Genomic DNA, 16,120 nt, shown 5'->3' with positions numbered 1-16,120 from the left:
CCGTTCGCCTTCAGGCAGCGCTCGACTGCGCTACGTACCCTGAGACGCATGTCAGCGACTTCGTCTGCCGGCGCCCCGCTTCCGTACCTGCACCGCAGCTCCGGGCGTGCCTCGGTCCCCGGCCCCACGGATGGCGCCACGCGCCCCCACCAGGCCGGCTCGCAGTGGTACCCGTCGCCCGACGAGGCGCCCGCCCATAGCGGTGGCCCGGGCGGCCCCGGCGGGCCGCGGCACCCGGGCGGCTCAGGGGGCGGCCCCGGCCGGCGGCCCAACTGGAAGCGGATCGGCCTGGTCGGCGGCATCGTGGTGCTGGTGCTCGCGCTGGTCGGCGGCGTGGGTGGCTGGTTCTACGCCCGCAACCTCGACAAGGACCTGGCCCGCACCGACCCGTTCGCGGGGATCGCCGAGGGCCGGCCGGCGCAGGCCGTCAACGGCGCGCTGAACATCCTGCTGGTCGGCACCGACTCGCGGGACCCGGACGCGCCCCTCGACAAGAAGGGCGAGTGGCGGGCGGACACGCTGATCGTGATGCACATCCCGGCCGACCACAAGTCCGCCTACCTGGTCTCCATCCCCCGCGACCTGTACGTGCCGATCCCGGAGAGCGCGGGCGCGGCCTGCGACTCCGGCCAGCGCCACAAGATCAACGCGGCGTTCGCGTTCGGCGGCCTGCCGCTGGCCGTACGCACCGTGGAGTGCTTCACCGACGTGCGGATCGACCACGTGATGGCGATCGACTTCTCCGGCTTCCGCGAGGTCACCAACGCGCTCGGCGGCGTGGACCTCAAGGTGGATCAGTCGATCACCTCGATCCACAAGCCGTACCGCAAGTTCACCAAGGGCACCATGCACATGGACGGCAACCAGGCGCTGGACTGGATTCGGCAGCGCAAGCAGTTCCCCCAGGGGGACTTCGCCCGGATGCGGCACCAGCAGGAGTTCCTCCGCGCGATCATGGACAAGGCGGCCAGCACCGGCACGCTCAGCAACCCGGCGAAGCTGAACGCCTTCCTCCAGTCGGTCACCGACGCGGCCACCGTCGACAAGGACTTCAAGCTGTTCGACATGGCGCTGGAGTTCCGCAACCTGCGCGGCGAGAACCTCACCTTCCTCACCAGCCCCAACACCGGCAGTGAGATGGTCGGCGACGAGTCGGTGGTGGTCTCCGACAAGGCCAAGGCGCTGGCGATGTACAAGGCGATGTCCGGCGACACCATGGCCCAGTGGGTGGCGCAGAACCAGCCGGCGGGCGGCGCCGGCGGCAACTGACCTCCGTACCCCCGGGCCGGCGTTCGGCCCGGGGGCGCGGCGGTTGCGCCGAAAGCCGTACCGCGCCGGACGGCGGCCCGTAGCCTGACCTGAGAACATCTCACGTCACGGCCATCGGGGGAGGGCGTCACGGCCAGGTCAGCGCGCGCTCAACCCGGCCGGCGACCCGGCCGGAGCCGCCGCCGCTGGCCCCGGGTGCTGCTCGGCCTGGGCCTGGCCGTGGTGCTGCTGGCCCTGGCCGGCGCGTTCGGGCTGCACGCCCTGACCAACCGGTACGACCACTCGGTCAGCAAGGGGCAGCTGATCGCCGACGGCGCCCGGCGACCCCGCACCGACCTCGACCGGGGGCTGAACTACCTGCTCGTCGGCTCCGACTCGCGGGGCGGCACCGAGAGCCCCGACCAGCGCTCCGACACCATCCTGATCGTGCACGTGCCGCCCGGGATGCGTCAGGCGTACCTGATCTCCGTGCCGCGCGACCTGTTGGTGACCATTCCGCCCGGCGACAACGGCTACCGCGGCGGCCAGGACAAGGTCAACGCGGCGTACGAGCACGGCGGTGGCGGTGAGGGCGGCGCCCGGCTGCTCTCCGCCACCCTCACCCAGGTCACCGGCCTGCGCTTCGACGGCGCCGCGCTGATCGACTTCGCCGGCTTCCGCCAGGTCATCGACCTGCTCGGCGGGGTACGGATGTGCGTCGACGCGCCGGTCCGCTCGATCCACACCAAGACCCAGTTCAACCCCGGCTGCCAGCAGATGGACGGCGCCCGGGCGCTGGACTACGTGCGCCAGCGCTACGGCCTGCCCAACGGCGACTACGACCGGCAGCGCCACCAGCAGCAGCTGCTGCGGGCGATGCTCGACCGGGCCGGGCAGACCGACCTGCGCGGCGACCCGGTCAAGCTGGACCGGGTGCTGCGCGCGGTGGGCAGCTCGCTGACCGTGGACACCAACGGCGTACCGCTGGCGGACCTGGCGATGGCGCTGCGCAAGCTGCCCACGGACGCGCTGAGCGGGGTGCAGGTGCCGTCGTACCCGCAGACCATCGACCAGATCTCGTACGTGGTGCTGGACAACGGCGGCGGTGGGCTCTTCGACGCCGTCCGGAACGAGCGGGTCGCCGACTGGGTGACCGCGAACCCACGCTGGGTGAACCATCTGTGACGCGCCCGCCACACCCCCTGCCCGGCCCGGGCCCGAGGATCTAGGCTTGGGAACCGTGTTCGGACCCCAGGTACCCACCCTTGCCGTGACCGAGATCGCCGACGACGCCTACCTGCTGGACGTCCGGGAGGACGACGAGTGGGCCGCGGGCCACGCGCCCGGCGCTCACCACCTGCCGATGATGGAGCTGCCGGCCAGGATCGCCGAGGTGCCCACCGATCGTGAGGTCGCGGTGATCTGCCGCTCCGGCGGGCGCTCCGCCCAGGTCGTCGGCTACCTGCTCAACAACGGTTGGGACCAGGTGCGCAACGTCGACGGCGGGATGCGGCAGTGGGCCGCGGTGGGCCGCCCGGTGGTCACCGGGGACGGGCAGCCCGGCCAGGTCATCTGAGCGACGCGCAGATGGGCGGCCCGCTGGTCTTCGCGCACCGCGGCGCGTCGGCCGACCTTCCGGAACACACCCTCGCGGCGTACCTGCGGGCCCTGGACGAGGGCGCCGACGGGCTGGAGTGCGACGTCCGGCTGACCCGGGACGGGCACCTGGTGTGCGTGCACGACCGCCGGTTGGAACGCACCAGCAACGGCCGCGGCCCGGTGAGCGCCCGCACCCTGGCCGAGCTGGATGCGCTGGACTTCGGCTCCTGGCACCCGGGCGGCGTCCCCGTCGACGACGTGCCGCTGGACGAGTCGCACACCCGCCTGCTCACCCTGGAGCGGCTGCTCACCGCGGTGCTGGCCGCCGGCCGGCCGGTCCGGCTGCTGGTGGAGACGAAGCACCCGTCCCGCTACGGCGCCCTCGTCGAGCGCAGGCTGGTCGAGTTGCTGCGTCGGCACGGCCTCGCCGAGCCCCGCCCCGACCAGCCGGTACAGGTCACCGTGATGTCGTTCTCCGCGCTGGCCGTCCGCCGGGTGCGGCAGCTGGCCCCGGCGCTGCCCACGGTGCTGCTGATGGAGGCCGTCCCGCGCTGGCTGCGGACCGGCCGGCTGCCCTTCGGCACCCGGATCGCCGGGCCCGGGGTGGAGCTGGTGCGGGCCAGACCGCGGCTGGTGCCCGCGCTGCGCGCCGCCGGCAACCAGGTGTACGTCTGGACGGTCAACGCCCCGGCCGACCTGGAGCTCGTGCTCGCCGCCGAGGTGGACGGGGTGATCACCGACCGGCCGGCCCGGACGCTGGCCCGGCTGGGACGCTGAGCGCCGCCTCCCGGGGGTGCCCGAACTCCGGCCGAGGAGGCAGACTCGGGACATGCCGGAGCGAACCGACCTCACCGCCCTCATCGTCGGCCACGGCGCGGTCATCGAGATGATCAATTCCGGCGACGCGGCGCTGCCGGTGCTGACCGAGCTGCTCGGGGTCGCCCGGTCCGCCCTCGGCGCGGCCAGCCTGGCCTTCGTCGAGTTCGGCCCGACCGGCGGCCGGGTGATCGCCGCCAGCGGCACCGCCGAGTGGACCATCGGGCGGCCGCTGCCGGCCACCGACCCGGCCACCGTCTGCCTGCTCACCGGCCCCCGGATCCGGCAGACCCCGCTCGACCGGCTGCCCGGGACGCTCGCCGGCGAGCTCGCCGACCGTGGCCTGCGTCGCATGATCATCGCCCGGGCCGAGATCGGCGGGCACACCGTCGGCAGCCTGCACGCCCTCTACGCCGACGACGACGCGACCGAGGACGCCCTCCAGCACGCCACCCTCGGTTACCTCGCCTCCTGCATCGCGCACATGTACGGCGACCAGACCGGGCTGCCGGTGCACGGCGACGGCCCGGTGGTCGCCGCGCTCGCCGACGGCCTCGCCGTGGTCGACCGGGACGGTCACGTACGGCTGTGGAACCCGGCCGCCGCCCAGGTCACCGGCCGTTCCACCGGCGAGGCGCTGAACCGGCCGCTGCCCTTTCCGCTGCCCCCGTCCGGCCAGGTGCTCGACCACCGGCTGCCGGACGGCCGCTGGCTCACCATCACCTCCGGCGAGCTGCCCGGCCCCGGCGCGCTGCGCGTGGTCACCTTCCGCGACATCACCGACCAGCAGCGCCGCGACTCCGACCGGGACCTGTTCGTCGCGGTGACCAGCCATGAGCTGCGCACCCCGGTCACCGTCATCAAGGGGTACGCGGACACCCTCACCGACCACTGGGAGTCGTTGACCGAGCACGAGCGGCGGGAGGCGTCCCGGGTGATCGGCCAGCGGGCGGACGAGCTGGCCCGGTTGGTCGACCGGCTGCTCACCTCCGCCACCGACGTACGCCCCACCGGCGAGCCGAGCGTCCCGTTCGACCTGGCCGAGGCGCTGCGCGCCGCCGTTCCCGACCTGCCGGCCGAACTGCGCCACCGGCTCGTCCTCGACCTGCCGGCGGAGCTGCCCAAGGCGATCGGCGACCGGCACAGCATGGCCACCGTGCTGACCGAGCTGGGCACCAACGCCGCGAAGTACTCCCCGGCGAGCACCCCGATCGAGGTCACCGCCGGCACGGACGGCCAGACGGTCGCCTTCCGGGTCGCCGACCGGGGCATCGGCATCCGGCCGGAGCACGTGGAACGCGCCTTCGACCGGTTCTGGCAGGGCGAGTCCGGCAACCGGCGCGGCTACCCCGGGGCGGGGCTCGGCCTCTATCTCGTCCGCCGGATCGTTGAACAGCAGAATGGATGGGTATCCCTCCGACCGAGGACCGGTGGCGGTACCGTCGCAGAGGTGCGGCTGCCGCGGGGCTGACCCGCCGCGCCGGCGGGCTCGGGGGGCGAAGGAGCGCGGTGTCGACGGGTGCGGTCGAACGGTCGTGGTGCGTGGTGGTGCCCCACCACCCCACCGGGGCGCGGCTGGCCCGGCACCGGCTGGCCGACGAGCTGACGGACGTCGTACCCCCGCTTCTGCTGGCCGACCTGGTCGCGGTGCTGGCCGAGCTGGTGGGCAACGCGGTCCGGCACGCCGACCCGCTGCCCGGCGGCGTGGTCCGGGTGGCCTGGCGGCTGCGGCCGTCGCCGCGCGGCCCGGTCGTCTCGCTCCGGGTGACCGACGGCGGCGCCGGGGCGGGCCCGCGGATGCGGGTCGCCGACCCGAACGCGGTGGACGGCCGGGGCCTGCACATCGTCGCCGGGCTGGCCAGCCGCTGGGGGGTCGACCGGGACGGCCTGGGGCAGAGCGTCTGGGCCGAGTTCGACCCGGCCGGCACGCCCGAGGCGGACCTGGTCGCGGCCGGTTGACCGGGTGGTCGGGGCGGGTCCTGCCCGCGCGATCCGGGCCGGGCATCTAGGCTGTCTCGCCGTGAGCAAGCGTCGAAAGAACCAGCGCGTCGTCGAAGCCGCCCCCCGCCGGGAGAAGGTGCGGGACGTGTTCGTCCCGCGCCCGTTCGAGGGCCTGGTGGACGAGCCGGAGTGGATCGCCCTGCGCGAGCTGGTGCCGGCCGCCTCCGCGCCGCTGCGGCTCACCCCGGACCTGGTCGAGGAGTTCGGCGACCGGCAGGTCACCCTGGCCACCGTGCTGCCGATGGCCGCCCCGGCGATGACCAAGGAGGACGGGCGGGTGATGATCGGGCTGCAGCGGCACCAGCAGTCCGGCGACGTGTCCCGCGACCTGGCCGACGCGCTGCTCTGCGCGCTGCGCGCCGAGCCGGGCGCCCCGGTCACCGTGCCACCGCTGCCGGGCCCCGGCCCGCGCCTGCAGGACGTCCTGGTGGACGGCCCGCTGGAGATCACCATGCACGACGGTTTCGAGTTCTGGCTCGACCCGGGCGCGACCGACGACCCGACCGTGCAGGCGTCCCTGGAGCGGGCCAACGCGGCGATCTACCCGACCGTGAAACTGGCCGCGGCGCGGGCCGCGTACTGGTGCCAGGTGCCGGAGAAGGCGCACGTGCGATGGGTGCTGGGCGACGACGAGGACGCCGCGCTGGACGCGCTGTCCCGGCTGTCGGCCGCGGGCAGCCTCACCCTCGCCGAGGGCACGAAGTTCGCCGGCATGTTCCGCGCGCACGGCCGGCTGGCGCCGGTCTGGGACCTGCCCGAGGACACCCCGGCGGCGGACTGGGAGGAGCCGGTGGCCGGCTTCGCCAAGCGCTACGCCGAGGCCCTGGCCGACCCCACCCCGCTGGACGCCGCCGCCCGCCGCGCCCGCCAGGGCCTCGTCGGCCGCCAACTAACCCTCCGCTGACCCCTCCCCTTCCCCCTCCCCCTCCCTCCCGCGTCGATCCAGGGATTGATGCTGTGGTTGGAGATCGACTCGCAGCAGCTACCCCTAGATCGACGAGGGAGGGGGCGGCGCCGGTTCGCCTAGCGCTGGGTGAGGGGGGCGCGGGAGATCGGGCAGGACATGCAGCGGGGGCCGCCGCGGCCGGAGCCGAGCTCGGAGCCGGCGATCGGGATCACCTCGATGCCGGCCCGCTCCAGCTGGGCGTTGGTCTCCACGTTGCGTTCGTAGCCGACGCAGAGCCGGGGGGCCAGGGCGAGGGTGTTGTTGCCGTCGTCCCACTGCTCCCGCTCCGCGGTGACCGGGTCGAGGCCGGTGTCGATCACCCGGAGCTGGTCGATGTCCATCGCGTCGGCCGCGGCGCGCAGGAACGGCGCCGGGCCGTCCACCCGCGGCTCGCCGTCCGGCCCGGGCACCACGGTGTACGCCGACAGCGCGCTGGCGATGTTCGGGTACATCAGCACGGCGTCCACGTCGACCATGGTGCAGACCGTGTCCAGGTGCATGGTGGCGCGCTCCTGGGCGATCGGCACCACCAGGATGGTGTGCGCCAGCCCGGCGGCGAAGACCTGCCGACCGAGCCGCTCGGCGCCGGCCGGCGTGGTGCGCTCGCCGACCCCGACCGCGAGCACCCCCGGGGCGAGCAGCAGCACGTCGCCGCCCTCCAGGTGCTCCAGCCCCGGGTGGTAGACGAACTCGGTGCCGGCGAAGCGCGGGTGGTGGCGGTAGATCGCGTCGGTCAGCGTGGTCTCCCGCCGACGGGCCGGCATGGCCAGGCTGGTGACGCCGACCCGGTCGCCGATCCACAGTGACGAGTCCCGGGTGAACAGCAGGTTGGGCAGCGGGTCGATGACGAAGTCGTGCCGGTCCATCAGCGACCAGACCAGCCCACCGGGGCGTTCCGGGCTGATCTTCAGCTCCTCGTGGGCCAGGCCGGCGGTGAGCACGTCGGCGAGGCCGGCCGGGTCGAGGTAGGCGAGATGGTCGGCGACCCGCCGGCGCAGCGTGTCGCCCAGCCGCGGCGAGCTGAGCACCTGCTCGGTGAGCTCCGCCCGGGCCTCGGCGACGGCGAGCGTCTCGGCGAGCAGCGTGGCCAGGTAGAGCACCTCCACCCCGCGGGAGCGCAGCCGCGCGGCGAAGGCGTCGTGCTCCTCCTGCGCGCGGCCCACCCATGGGATAGCGTCGAAGAGCAGGGAGTCGTTGTTGCGCGGGGTGAGCCGGGCGAGCTCCGGCCCCGGTCGGTGTAGCAGTACGGTGCCGAGCCGACCGACCTCGCTGTCCACGTAGTGCGTCACCCTCGCAGCGTAGGGCAGAGATGAGAAGTGTTCAGCGGAAGAACTGCGGATGAATATGGCATTCATCCGCACTCATTCCGGTGTTCCAACTTGCCGTACCCCCCGATGGGCAACGTAGGGTAGTGGAGACATAACTTCGATGGACCTTTTGCCGGAGGTCGCGCGATGACTGTCTTTCCCGCACGTCGGGCCGTACCCGGTCGGGCACTGCCCCCCGTGGCGATGCCGCATCCCCGGGCGGAGGGGTCGACGGCGCTCGACCCGCCCCGGCCGCTGGAGTGGGCCCGCCGCCGTCGCGCCGAGCGCGGCGCACGCCGGCTGGAGGCGGCCGGCGCCCGGGCGCTCGGCCAGCTCGACCACCTGGGCCCCGCCTGGCACGTCATCGAGTGGCCCCGCACCGACGCCGCCGACCTGCTGTTCGACCAGGGGCAGGACGACCGCGCCGGGTTCCTCGCCATCGGCCCGAGCGGGCTGTTCGCGGTGAGCATCGCCGACCACGGCCGGGCCCGGGTGCTGGTCGCCGGGGACGTGGTCCAGATCAACGGCAAGCGACCGCCGTACGTGGCGGAGGCCCGGCGGGACGCCAAGCGGGCGAGCAAGGCGCTCTCCGACGCGGTCGGCCTGCCGATCCCGGTGACGCCGGTGCTGACCTTCGTCGGCTCCGGCGTCATCAGCGTCTACGGCCTGCCGAAGGACTGCCTCATGGCGACCCACCGGGAGCTCGACCGGCTGCTCGTGGCTGGCGGCAACCGGATCAGCCCGGCCACCGCCGAGAAGCTCTCCCGGGTCGCCCAGCAGCCGCAGACCTGGGTGAACGGCACCTACCGTCCGGCCGCCGACTACCGGTGGTACGACGAGGGCCGAACGGCCGCTGACAAGCCGGCCGCCCGCCGGTAACGTCACCGGCGACGCCACGCGGCCTCGGCCCCCGGTCCGCGCCGTCACCGCCGCCCGGCCCGGACACCCCCACCGGGCACCGGCGGCCGGTGACTACCGCGCGATCGGGCGAGCCTCGCGACGACCGGCTAGCGTGGACAGACCGTCGGTGCAACTAGGAGGCGCGGTGGCCCACGTCGAACTCTCGCTCTCGGACGTGTTCGCCCCCGCCGCGCGGACACCGACGGAGCAGGAGTCCGACGCCGCCGGCCGGTGGTCGGCGACGGTCTCCCACGCCGACGAGCCCTGCCTGCTGATCGACGCGGAGACCAGGGTGGTGGCGATCTCGTCGTCGGGCTGCGAGCTGCTCTGCCTGGGCGCCCCGGAGGCCGTGGTCGGCCTGCCCCTCCTCGCCGGGGGCCTGCGCCTGCTCGACTTCACCGCGGCCCGGCACGAGCTGACCGAGCAGGAGACCGACAAGATCCCGCCGCTGCTGGCCCTGCACTCCGGGCGGCTGGCCCGGGGGCTGCTGCGGGTCCAGGCCGCCGGCGACGACAGCACGTACGCCACGGTGGACGCCGTCTCCACCCCGGTGCTCGCCGCCGGATCAGTCGCCGGCTCGCTCACCTTCTTCTCCGAGGTCTGACCCGCGGCGACCGGGTGGCACGCGCCGCACGCCGGAACGCTGGGGTCGCCCTCGCCGACGCCGTAAGGTGCCCTCATGCTCGATGTCGCTCTGCTGCCGGGGCAGTACGCCGTGTGCCGGCTGGCCGCCGGCGCCCCGCTCCCACCCCAGCTCTGGGCGGCGCCGGGGGACGCCGAGGTGGTGACCGTCGCCTGGACCGCCGACGGCATCTCGGTGATCTGCCCGGCCGGCCGGGTGCCGGCCGGGGCCGACACCGAGACCGACTGGTGCTGCCTGCGGGTGGTCGGGCCGCAGAACCTGGCCGTCACCGGCACGCTCGCCGCGCTGGTCGACCCGCTCGCCGCCGCCCGGGTCAGCGTGATCGCCTTCGCCACGTACGACACCGACCACGTGCTGGTCCCGGCGGTACGACTGGCCGAGGCGACCGCCGCGCTGGAGCGGGCCGGGCACCGGGTGCTGCGCTGACCTTCTCCGGGCCGCCGGATTTCCCTACGATGGGCTCGGCCACCCCGGCCGCAACGACCCGTCTCGATGCCGAGGCTCGATCCCCGAGGACCGGTCCGTGCCGCCTGCCGCAGCGCACCGCATCCCGTACCGCCGGTCGGCCGTGGCCGCCGTGCTGCTCGCCGCCGTGCCGATCGTGACCGCCTGCGGCGCGCCGCCCGAGCGCCGGCCGGCCGCCGTGCCGCCGGCCACCACCGCCGCGCCACTGCCGCCGACCCCCACCCCGCCCGGCCCGACCGCCCTCCTCCCCGGTCCCGGCTCGACGCCGGCGACGGACGCCCCGACCCTCGGCACCCCACCGACCCTGGCCGCCCCGACCCTCGGCGCCCCACCGACGATGGCCGCCCCGCCGCCGGCCACGCCCGGCGCCGCCCCGGTGCCCGGTGCCGCCGCGCCGTGCGGGGGCCGGCCGGACGCCGACCGGGTGACCGCGCTGCTGCGCGACCGGGTGCTGCCGCCCGGGGTGACCGTCCGGGCCACCACCGGCCCGCTCTGCGCCGACGGGTGGCAGTACACGATCCTCGCGGTCAGCGGGCACGAGGAGCTGCAGGTGGTGACCCGGGGCCGACCCGGCGCGCTGACCCTGGTCACCGCCGGCACCGACGTCTGCTCGATCGAGGTGCGTGCCGCCGCGCCGCTCGCCGTCCAGGCGCTGGCCTGCGACGGCGGCACCGAGCCGTAGCCGGGTGCGTAGGCTGGCGGCATGCCCGGAACACCGCCCACCCGCTACGTCTACCTCGGCCCCGAGGGCACCTTCGCCGAGCAGGCGCTGCGCACCGTGCCGGCCGCCGAGCACGGCAGCCGTACTCCCGCCCGCAGCGTCGGTGAGGCGCTGGAGAGCGTACGGGCCGGGGACGCCGACGCGGCGCTGGTGCCCCTGGAGAACTCCATCGGCGGCGCGGTCGGGGTGACGCTGGACGAGCTGGCCGAGGGCGACCCGCTGGTGATCACCCGGGAGGTGATCCTGCCGGTGGAGTTCGTGCTCGGCGCCCGGCCCGGAATTCCGCTCGGCGCGGTGCGCGGCGTGGCCGCGCACCCCCAGGCGTCCACCCAGTGCCGCAACTGGCTGCGCGACCACCTGCCGGACGCGGTGGTGGTCGACGTGCTGTCCAACGGCGCGGCCGCGGCCGGCGCGGCGGCCGGGGAGTACGACGCGGCGATCTGCGCCCCGATCGGGGCGGCCCGGCACCGGTTGGCGGTGCTCGCCGACAAGATCGCCGACCACCCGGACGCGGTGACCCGGTTCGCGCTGCTGTCCCGGCCCGGCCCGCCGCCGCCACCGACCGGCGACGACGTCACCTCGCTGGCGATCTACATCGCCCACGACCGGGTCGGTGCCCTGCTGTCGGTGCTGACGGAGCTGGCCGTACGCGGGGTCAACCTGACCCGGATCGAGTCCCGCCCCACCGGCGAGGCGCTCGGCCGGTACGTCTTCTTCCTGGACTGCACCGGGCACGTGGCGGACGTCCGGATGGGCGAGGCCCTGCAAGGGTTGCGCCGGATCTGCGCCGACGTGCGGTTCCTGGGGTCGTACCCCCGGCACCGGTGGGTCGACGGCGGTGACCGGCCGGTCCCGGCGCCGGCCGGGCTGGGCGACGCCGACTACGCGGACGCTGCGGCCTGGCTGGCCCGGCTGCGCGTCGGCGAGTTGAGCTGACGCCGGTGGGGCGCCGGCGAACGGGCGCCCCACCGGCGGACGGGTCAGCTGAGCAGGCCGCCGAGCAGGCCGCCCTGCTGCTGCTGGGTGTTGCCGCTGCCGAGCACCGGCGGCTCCTCGGACGGCTGCACCACGACGAAGCCCTGGCCGGCGAAGCTCATGGTGAACGCCTCACCGGTGCTGCGGCCGAGCAGGGTGCCGAGGCCGAGCTGCTCGGCCCGGTGGTAGCCGGTCTGCAGGTTGGCCGACCAGCAGACGGCGGCCTGCGGGTCGACGTAGGTGGGGGCGTCCACGTTGAGCACCACCGGGGTGCCCTTGGTGGTGATCGCGATCCGGCCGTGGCCGCTGAACACGCAGTTGAACAGCCCGGACGACGAGGCCATGCCGGCACCGCCGACCATCTTGATGTCGTACGACAGGGTCGAGTCGAAGGCCAGCACGCTGGAGCCGTTGATGGACAGCGCGTCGCCCGGCTCCAGGTCGATGACGTGCACGTCCTTGCTCAGGTCGGCGAGGAAGACGTCGCCGCGGCCGGAGACCTTCATCAGCGGCACGCCCTCGCCGGTCAGCCGCTGCTTGATGAACTTGCCGATGCCGCCCGAGCCGAGCGCGTGGAACTGGACCTGCCCCTGGTAGGCGACCATCGAGCCGACCCGAGCCATCGCCTCGCCGTTGAGTTCGATCTTGAGCATCTTGGAGTTCTGCAGCCGCATACCGGGCTGCTGGGACTCCTTCTCCAGGTTCTCCGCCGAGAACAGCTCGCTGCGCATGGGTTCCTCCTGAATCGGGGTTGTGCCGACCCGACGGTAGAAGACCGGCGCAACGACGGCCATCGGCCGCTCGGTGCGGTCAGGCCCAGCCGAGCGCGTGCAACCGCTCGTCGTCGATGCCGAAGTGGTGGGCGATCTCGTGCACCACGGTGATCGCCACCTCGTCCACCACGTCCTCGTCCGAGTCGCAGATCCGCAGGGTCGGGTGGCGGTAGATGAGGATCCGGTCCGGCAGCACGCCGGAGTAGTCCCAGCCGCGGTCGGTCAGCGCGTGACCCTCGTAGAGGCCGAGCAGGTCCTCGCCGGGGGGTGGGTCGTCCTCGACCAGGATGACCACGTTGCTCATCAGCCCGAGGATCTCCTCGGGCACCTCGTCGAGGGCCTCACCGACCAGCTCCTCGAAGCGTTCACGGCTCATCTCGACCGGCACGCCGTCCATCCTGCCCGATCTCGGGCGGAACCGGGCGGCGTGCCGGCGCGAGACCGTCAGGCGAGGCGGGCGGTGAGGCTGATCTGCGCGCCAGGGGAGAGCAGCCGGGAGATCGGGCAGTTCTCCTTGGCGGCCTCGGCGAGCTTGGTGAACTGGGCCTCGTCCATGCCCGGCACCTGGCCGACCGTCTCCAGGTCGATCCGGGTGACGCTCATGCCCGCGTCGGTCTTGTCGAAGTGCACCTTGGCGGTGGTGTCCACCGAGGTGTCGGTCGCGCCCGCGTCGGCGAGCTGCTTGGAGAGCGCCATCGAGAAGCAGCCGGCGTGCGCGGCGCCGATCAGCTCCTCGGGGTTGGTGCCCTCGCCCTCCTCGAAGCGGGACTTGAAGGAGTAGTTACCGGACAGGCCACCCTTGCCGGTGCGGACGGTCCCGGCACCCTCGGTGAGGTTGCCCTGCCAACGTGCGGAAGCGGTACGGATAGGCATGCCCCGACGCTAACCGAAACCGCCCCGACTGGCGACCGACCGGGCCCACCCGACGGGCCGATGATCGTCCGGAAAGCCCCCGGGCCCCGCGGGTCGCGAACCGGGGGCGCCAGGTCGAGCCGTGCCATGATGCGAGGGGCAGGCCCGCGACGGCGGAAGGTGGCCGATGTCCGAGGATCCCCCTGTGCCGCGTCAGGACGACCGCTCCGACGGCACCGCCGTTCTCGAGTGGGGCGCGGCGGAACGCCCGGCTCCCGGACGGCACGGACGTCGGCTGGGCGCGCTGGCCCGGGACCGCCGGCTACCCCTGGTGCTGACCGCCGTCGGCGCGGTCGCGGTGGCCGCCTCGCTGGTCGGCGAGTGGCTGGTGATGACGGTGCCGAACGGTGACCCGGACGGCACGGGCACCGCCCGGCTGCCGGGCGGGGTGGGCGACGTGGGCAGCTTCGGCGTCGCGTACCTGGTGGGGCTGCTGCTGCTGGCCGGGGCGGTGGCGCTCGCGCTGCGGGGCAGCCCGGCGGTGCGGCACGACGCCCGGTGGGTCGGCCTGGCCGTGGCCGCGGCGCTGCTCGCGCTGCTCGCCGCCACCGCCTTCTCGCTGGACGACCCGAGCCAGCGGGCCCTGCTGTACGCCCCGCAGGAAGACGTCCGGGTGGACTACGGGCGCGGCCTGGTCACCGCCGTGCTGGGGATGCTGCTGATCGGCGCGGCGCTGCTGCTCGCCGGCCGAGCACCGGCCCCGGGCCGGCCCGACGACGGGGACGACCCCGAGGACCGGCCGGCCGACCCGCGCCGGGACGAGCTGCCGCCCGCACCGGCCGACCTCACCGTCACCCCGACCGTGCCGTTCGCCCGCCGCGACCCGGGTGCCTGAGCCCGGCCGCCCACTGTCCGGCGCCGCCCTCCGGCGGCTCCGTCGGGCCGGTCGCGGCGCGGCGGAGCAGCGTCACCGGGCGTTGGCATCCGATTCGCCGGGAAGCCATGGTTACGACCGGAACCGCGAGGTACGTTTGCTGCCCGCCGTCACTCCTGGTCGACATCGCGACGACTGAAACGGGTCACTGCGACGGCGGCGGGCGAAGGAGGAACCATGCCCCGCCCGGGACTGCCCAAGCTGATCGCCACCGACCTCGACGGCACGCTGGTACGTAGCGACGACACCGTATCGGCGTTCACCCACGGGGTGCTCGACCGGGTCCGGGCCGCCGGCATCCCGGTGGTCGGCGCCACCGGCCGCGGGCCGCGACTGACCGAGCTCACCCGCAACGACATCCGCGCCGCGGACTTCCTGGTGATGGCCGGCGGCGGGCGGGTGGTGGACCAGAGCGACCCCACCGGGCCGGTGGTGCTGCGCGACGAGCGGCTGGCCGGTGAGGTGCTGGCCCAGCTGCTGGAGCAGCTGGAGGCCGAGGTCGGGCCGCTGACCGTGATGGTCGAGGCGTCCGACGAACACGACGCCCCGCTCTGGGGCGACTACCACCCGAGCTGGCCGTACCAGGACCGGTTCGAGCAGCGCAGCCGCGCCGAGTGCCTCTCCTGCGATGTGATCAAGGCGTTCGCCCGGACCGCCGACCACCACGTGGACGAGCTGCTGGCCACCGCCCGGCGGATCATCCCGCCGCAGGTGGCCACGCTGACCCAGGCCGGACTGGGGTTCATCGAGATCTGCCCGCCCGGGGTGGACAAGGCCACCGGGTTGACCGTGGTGGCCGAACGCCTCGGCGTGGACCCGGCGGAGGTGCTGGTCTTCGGCGACCAGCCCAACGACCTGCCGATGTTCGCCTGGGCCGGTTGGGGCCGGGTGGCCGTGTCCAACGCCCACCCCGAGGTCCGGTCGGCCGCCGACGAGGTCACCCTGCGCAACGACGACGACGGCGTGGCGGTCTACCTGGACCGACTACTGTCCCGGTGATGGGAGAGCTACCCCGCCTGGTCGCCACCGACATCGACGGCACGCTGCTGCGCGACGACCGGACCATCAGCCCGCGGACGGCCGCGGTGCTGGAGCGGATCGCCGCCGACGGTACGCCGGTCGTGCTGGTCACCGGCCGCCCGATCCGCTGGCTCCAACTGGTGTACGACCAGCTCGCCGCGCCGCTGCCGGCGATCTGCGCCAACGGCGCGGTGGTCTACGACCCGACGACCGACGAGGTGCTCCGGGCCGACCCGCTCGCCCCGGCGCTGCTCGCCGAGGTGGCCCGCCGACTGCGGGCGGCGGTGCCCGGAATCAGCTTCGCGGTGGAGATCATGGAGAGCCGCCAGATGCGGCACGAGGCGCACTACCCGCTGCGCTGGGACGCCGACGAGGACGCCATCCGGGCCGTCGAATCGCCCGAGGAGCTGCACTCGGCTCCGGCGGTGAAGCTGCTGGCCCGCGCCGGCGAGCAGGACCCGGACGCGTTCGTCCAGGTGGTGGCCGCGGCGCTGGAGGGGCTGGCCGAGGCGACCCACTCGTCCTACAGCGGTCTGGTGGAGATCTCCGCCGCCGGGGTGACCAAGGCGGCGGGACTGGCCTGGTACGGCGCCCGGCTCGGCATCGACGAGCGGGACGTGCTCGCCTTCGGTGACATGCCGAACGACGTACCGATGCTGACCTGGGCGGGGCGGGCGGTGGCGGTGGCCAACGCCCACCCCGCCGTCCTGGCGATCGCCGACGAGGTGACCGCGACGAACACCTCCGACGGCGTGGCGGCGTACCTGGAGAAGGTCTTCGGGGTGGGCTGAGCGGGGGGGGGGGGCGGGGCCCCCCCCCCCCCCCCGGGCCCGGCCCGGGGGGGGGGGCCCCCCCCCCGCCGGGGGGGCCCAGGCCGGGCCGCCCCCGCCACAAGCCGGCCGGGCGCGGCGGCGGGCCCC

19 protein-coding genes are annotated in these 16,120 nt (G+C 74.5%); 15 read left to right on the top strand and 4 right to left on the bottom strand.

Features of this window, described 5'->3' with window-relative positions; translation table 11 throughout:
* Positions 1 to 48: 48 nt before the first annotated feature.
* The 7 genes from ACFY3U_RS27450 (at position 49) to ACFY3U_RS27420 (ending at position 6,568) form a co-directional block, all read left to right on the top strand.
* The gene (locus tag ACFY3U_RS27450) at positions 49 to 1,269 is read left to right on the top strand and encodes an LCP family protein (protein ID WP_387206861.1); all 1,221 of its coding nucleotides are present in this window, start codon (positions 49 to 51) and stop codon (positions 1,267 to 1,269) included.
* Between the two features lie 222 nt (positions 1,270 to 1,491).
* A complete protein-coding gene (locus tag ACFY3U_RS27445) occupies positions 1,492 to 2,433 on the top strand; it encodes an LCP family protein (protein WP_387206881.1) in 942 nt (313 codons plus the stop codon).
* Between the two features lie 55 nt (positions 2,434 to 2,488).
* Positions 2,489 to 2,824 (top strand): rhodanese-like domain-containing protein, encoded by a 336-nt coding sequence (locus ACFY3U_RS27440; protein ID WP_387206860.1) that lies wholly within the window; start codon positions 2,489 to 2,491, stop codon positions 2,822 to 2,824.
* Positions 2,825 to 2,835: 11 nt separating this feature from the next.
* Positions 2,836 to 3,624 (top strand): glycerophosphodiester phosphodiesterase, encoded by a 789-nt coding sequence (locus tag ACFY3U_RS27435; protein ID WP_387206859.1) that lies wholly within the window; start codon positions 2,836 to 2,838, stop codon positions 3,622 to 3,624.
* Positions 3,625 to 3,676: 52 nt separating this feature from the next.
* Positions 3,677 to 5,134 (top strand): ATP-binding protein, encoded by a 1,458-nt coding sequence (locus ACFY3U_RS27430; protein WP_387206858.1) that lies wholly within the window; start codon positions 3,677 to 3,679, stop codon positions 5,132 to 5,134.
* A 38-nt stretch (positions 5,135 to 5,172) separates the two neighbouring features.
* Positions 5,173 to 5,622, top strand: coding sequence for an ATP-binding protein (locus ACFY3U_RS27425; protein WP_387206857.1), 450 nt, complete (start codon positions 5,173 to 5,175; stop codon positions 5,620 to 5,622).
* Positions 5,623 to 5,683: 61 nt separating this feature from the next.
* Positions 5,684 to 6,568 carry a DUF5926 family protein gene (locus tag ACFY3U_RS27420; RefSeq protein ID WP_387206856.1) on the top strand — a complete coding sequence of 295 codons (885 nt, stop codon included), beginning with the start codon at positions 5,684 to 5,686 and terminating at the stop codon, positions 6,566 to 6,568.
* Positions 6,569 to 6,687: 119 nt separating this feature from the next.
* On the opposite strand, the gene ACFY3U_RS27415 is transcribed toward ACFY3U_RS27420, so the two are convergent.
* A complete protein-coding gene (locus tag ACFY3U_RS27415; protein ID WP_387206855.1) occupies positions 6,688 to 7,899 on the bottom strand; it encodes an arginine deiminase in 1,212 nt (403 codons plus the stop codon).
* A 165-nt stretch (positions 7,900 to 8,064) separates the two neighbouring features.
* Between ACFY3U_RS27415 and ACFY3U_RS27410 the strand changes: the two genes are divergently transcribed.
* The 5 genes from ACFY3U_RS27410 to pheA all read left to right on the top strand — a co-directional run bounded on the left by ACFY3U_RS27410 (position 8,065) and on the right by pheA (position 11,582).
* Positions 8,065 to 8,796, top strand: a complete 732-nt coding sequence (locus tag ACFY3U_RS27410) for a hypothetical protein (RefSeq protein ID WP_387206854.1) — start codon at positions 8,065 to 8,067, stop codon at positions 8,794 to 8,796.
* A 166-nt stretch (positions 8,797 to 8,962) separates the two neighbouring features.
* A complete protein-coding gene (locus ACFY3U_RS27405; RefSeq protein WP_387206853.1) occupies positions 8,963 to 9,421 on the top strand; it encodes a hypothetical protein in 459 nt (152 codons plus the stop codon).
* Positions 9,422 to 9,496: 75 nt separating this feature from the next.
* On the top strand, positions 9,497 to 9,886 hold the full coding sequence (locus ACFY3U_RS27400; RefSeq protein WP_387206852.1) for an ACT domain-containing protein: 390 nt from the start codon (positions 9,497 to 9,499) through the stop codon (positions 9,884 to 9,886).
* 97 nt (positions 9,887 to 9,983) lie between these two features.
* Positions 9,984 to 10,607: a hypothetical protein gene (locus ACFY3U_RS27395; protein WP_387206851.1), complete on the top strand. Its 624-nt coding sequence runs from the start codon at positions 9,984 to 9,986 to the stop codon at positions 10,605 to 10,607.
* Between the two features lie 21 nt (positions 10,608 to 10,628).
* A complete protein-coding gene (gene pheA, locus ACFY3U_RS27390; RefSeq protein ID WP_387206850.1) occupies positions 10,629 to 11,582 on the top strand; it encodes a prephenate dehydratase in 954 nt (317 codons plus the stop codon).
* Between the two features lie 44 nt (positions 11,583 to 11,626).
* Here pheA and ACFY3U_RS27385 read toward each other — a convergent pair whose 3' ends face one another.
* From ACFY3U_RS27385 to ACFY3U_RS27375, 3 genes are all read right to left on the bottom strand, one after another.
* Complete coding sequence (locus ACFY3U_RS27385) at positions 11,627 to 12,352, bottom strand: AIM24 family protein (protein ID WP_387206849.1); 726 nt, start codon at positions 12,350 to 12,352, stop codon at positions 11,627 to 11,629.
* A 79-nt stretch (positions 12,353 to 12,431) separates the two neighbouring features.
* Positions 12,432 to 12,791, bottom strand: a complete 360-nt coding sequence (locus ACFY3U_RS27380; RefSeq protein ID WP_387206848.1) for a metallopeptidase family protein — start codon at positions 12,789 to 12,791, stop codon at positions 12,432 to 12,434.
* Between the two features lie 47 nt (positions 12,792 to 12,838).
* Complete coding sequence (locus ACFY3U_RS27375; protein ID WP_387206847.1) at positions 12,839 to 13,267, bottom strand: OsmC family protein; 429 nt, start codon at positions 13,265 to 13,267, stop codon at positions 12,839 to 12,841.
* Positions 13,268 to 13,433: 166 nt separating this feature from the next.
* Here ACFY3U_RS27375 and ACFY3U_RS27370 point away from each other — a divergent pair, with 166 nt between their 5' ends.
* The 3 genes from ACFY3U_RS27370 to ACFY3U_RS27360 all read left to right on the top strand — a co-directional run bounded on the left by ACFY3U_RS27370 (position 13,434) and on the right by ACFY3U_RS27360 (position 15,991).
* Positions 13,434 to 14,141 carry a hypothetical protein gene (locus tag ACFY3U_RS27370; RefSeq protein WP_387206846.1) on the top strand — a complete coding sequence of 236 codons (708 nt, stop codon included), beginning with the start codon at positions 13,434 to 13,436 and terminating at the stop codon, positions 14,139 to 14,141.
* A gap of 216 nt (positions 14,142 to 14,357) precedes the next feature.
* Positions 14,358 to 15,179: an HAD family hydrolase gene (locus ACFY3U_RS27365; RefSeq protein WP_387206845.1), complete on the top strand. Its 822-nt coding sequence runs from the start codon at positions 14,358 to 14,360 to the stop codon at positions 15,177 to 15,179.
* Positions 15,179 to 15,991 (top strand): HAD family hydrolase, encoded by an 813-nt coding sequence (locus ACFY3U_RS27360; RefSeq protein ID WP_387206843.1) that lies wholly within the window; start codon positions 15,179 to 15,181, stop codon positions 15,989 to 15,991. Before ACFY3U_RS27365 ends, ACFY3U_RS27360 begins: the two co-directional genes overlap by 1 nt.
* Positions 15,992 to 16,120: the final 129 nt, after the last annotated feature.

The sequence above is a fragment of the Micromonospora sp. NPDC000089 genome (assembly GCF_042899365.1).
Lineage (GTDB): Bacteria > Actinomycetota > Actinomycetes > Mycobacteriales > Micromonosporaceae > Micromonospora.
This window is presented reverse-complemented; position numbering and strand designations above follow the sequence as displayed.

Excerpts from the sequence above, each read along its gene's own strand:
- ACFY3U_RS27450 (WP_387206861.1), top strand. The coding sequence starts at position 49 with ATGTCAGCGACTTCGTCTGCCGGCGCCCCGCTTCCGTACCTGCACCGC.
- ACFY3U_RS27435 (WP_387206859.1), top strand. The coding sequence starts at position 2,836 with ATGGGCGGCCCGCTGGTCTTCGCGCACCGCGGCGCGTCGGCCGACCTT.
- ACFY3U_RS27430 (WP_387206858.1), top strand. The coding sequence starts at position 3,677 with ATGCCGGAGCGAACCGACCTCACCGCCCTCATCGTCGGCCACGGCGCG.
- ACFY3U_RS27410 (WP_387206854.1), top strand. The coding sequence starts at position 8,065 with ATGACTGTCTTTCCCGCACGTCGGGCCGTACCCGGTCGGGCACTGCCC.
- ACFY3U_RS27400 (WP_387206852.1), top strand. The coding sequence starts at position 9,497 with ATGCTCGATGTCGCTCTGCTGCCGGGGCAGTACGCCGTGTGCCGGCTG.
- pheA (WP_387206850.1), top strand. The coding sequence starts at position 10,629 with ATGCCCGGAACACCGCCCACCCGCTACGTCTACCTCGGCCCCGAGGGC.
- ACFY3U_RS27385 (WP_387206849.1), bottom strand. The coding sequence starts at position 12,352 with ATGCGCAGCGAGCTGTTCTCGGCGGAGAACCTGGAGAAGGAGTCCCAG.
- ACFY3U_RS27380 (WP_387206848.1), bottom strand. The coding sequence starts at position 12,791 with ATGGACGGCGTGCCGGTCGAGATGAGCCGTGAACGCTTCGAGGAGCTG.
- ACFY3U_RS27375 (WP_387206847.1), bottom strand. The coding sequence starts at position 13,267 with ATGCCTATCCGTACCGCTTCCGCACGTTGGCAGGGCAACCTCACCGAG.
- ACFY3U_RS27370 (WP_387206846.1), top strand. The coding sequence starts at position 13,434 with ATGTCCGAGGATCCCCCTGTGCCGCGTCAGGACGACCGCTCCGACGGC.
- ACFY3U_RS27365 (WP_387206845.1), top strand. The coding sequence starts at position 14,358 with ATGCCCCGCCCGGGACTGCCCAAGCTGATCGCCACCGACCTCGACGGC.
- ACFY3U_RS27360 (WP_387206843.1), top strand. The coding sequence starts at position 15,179 with ATGGGAGAGCTACCCCGCCTGGTCGCCACCGACATCGACGGCACGCTG.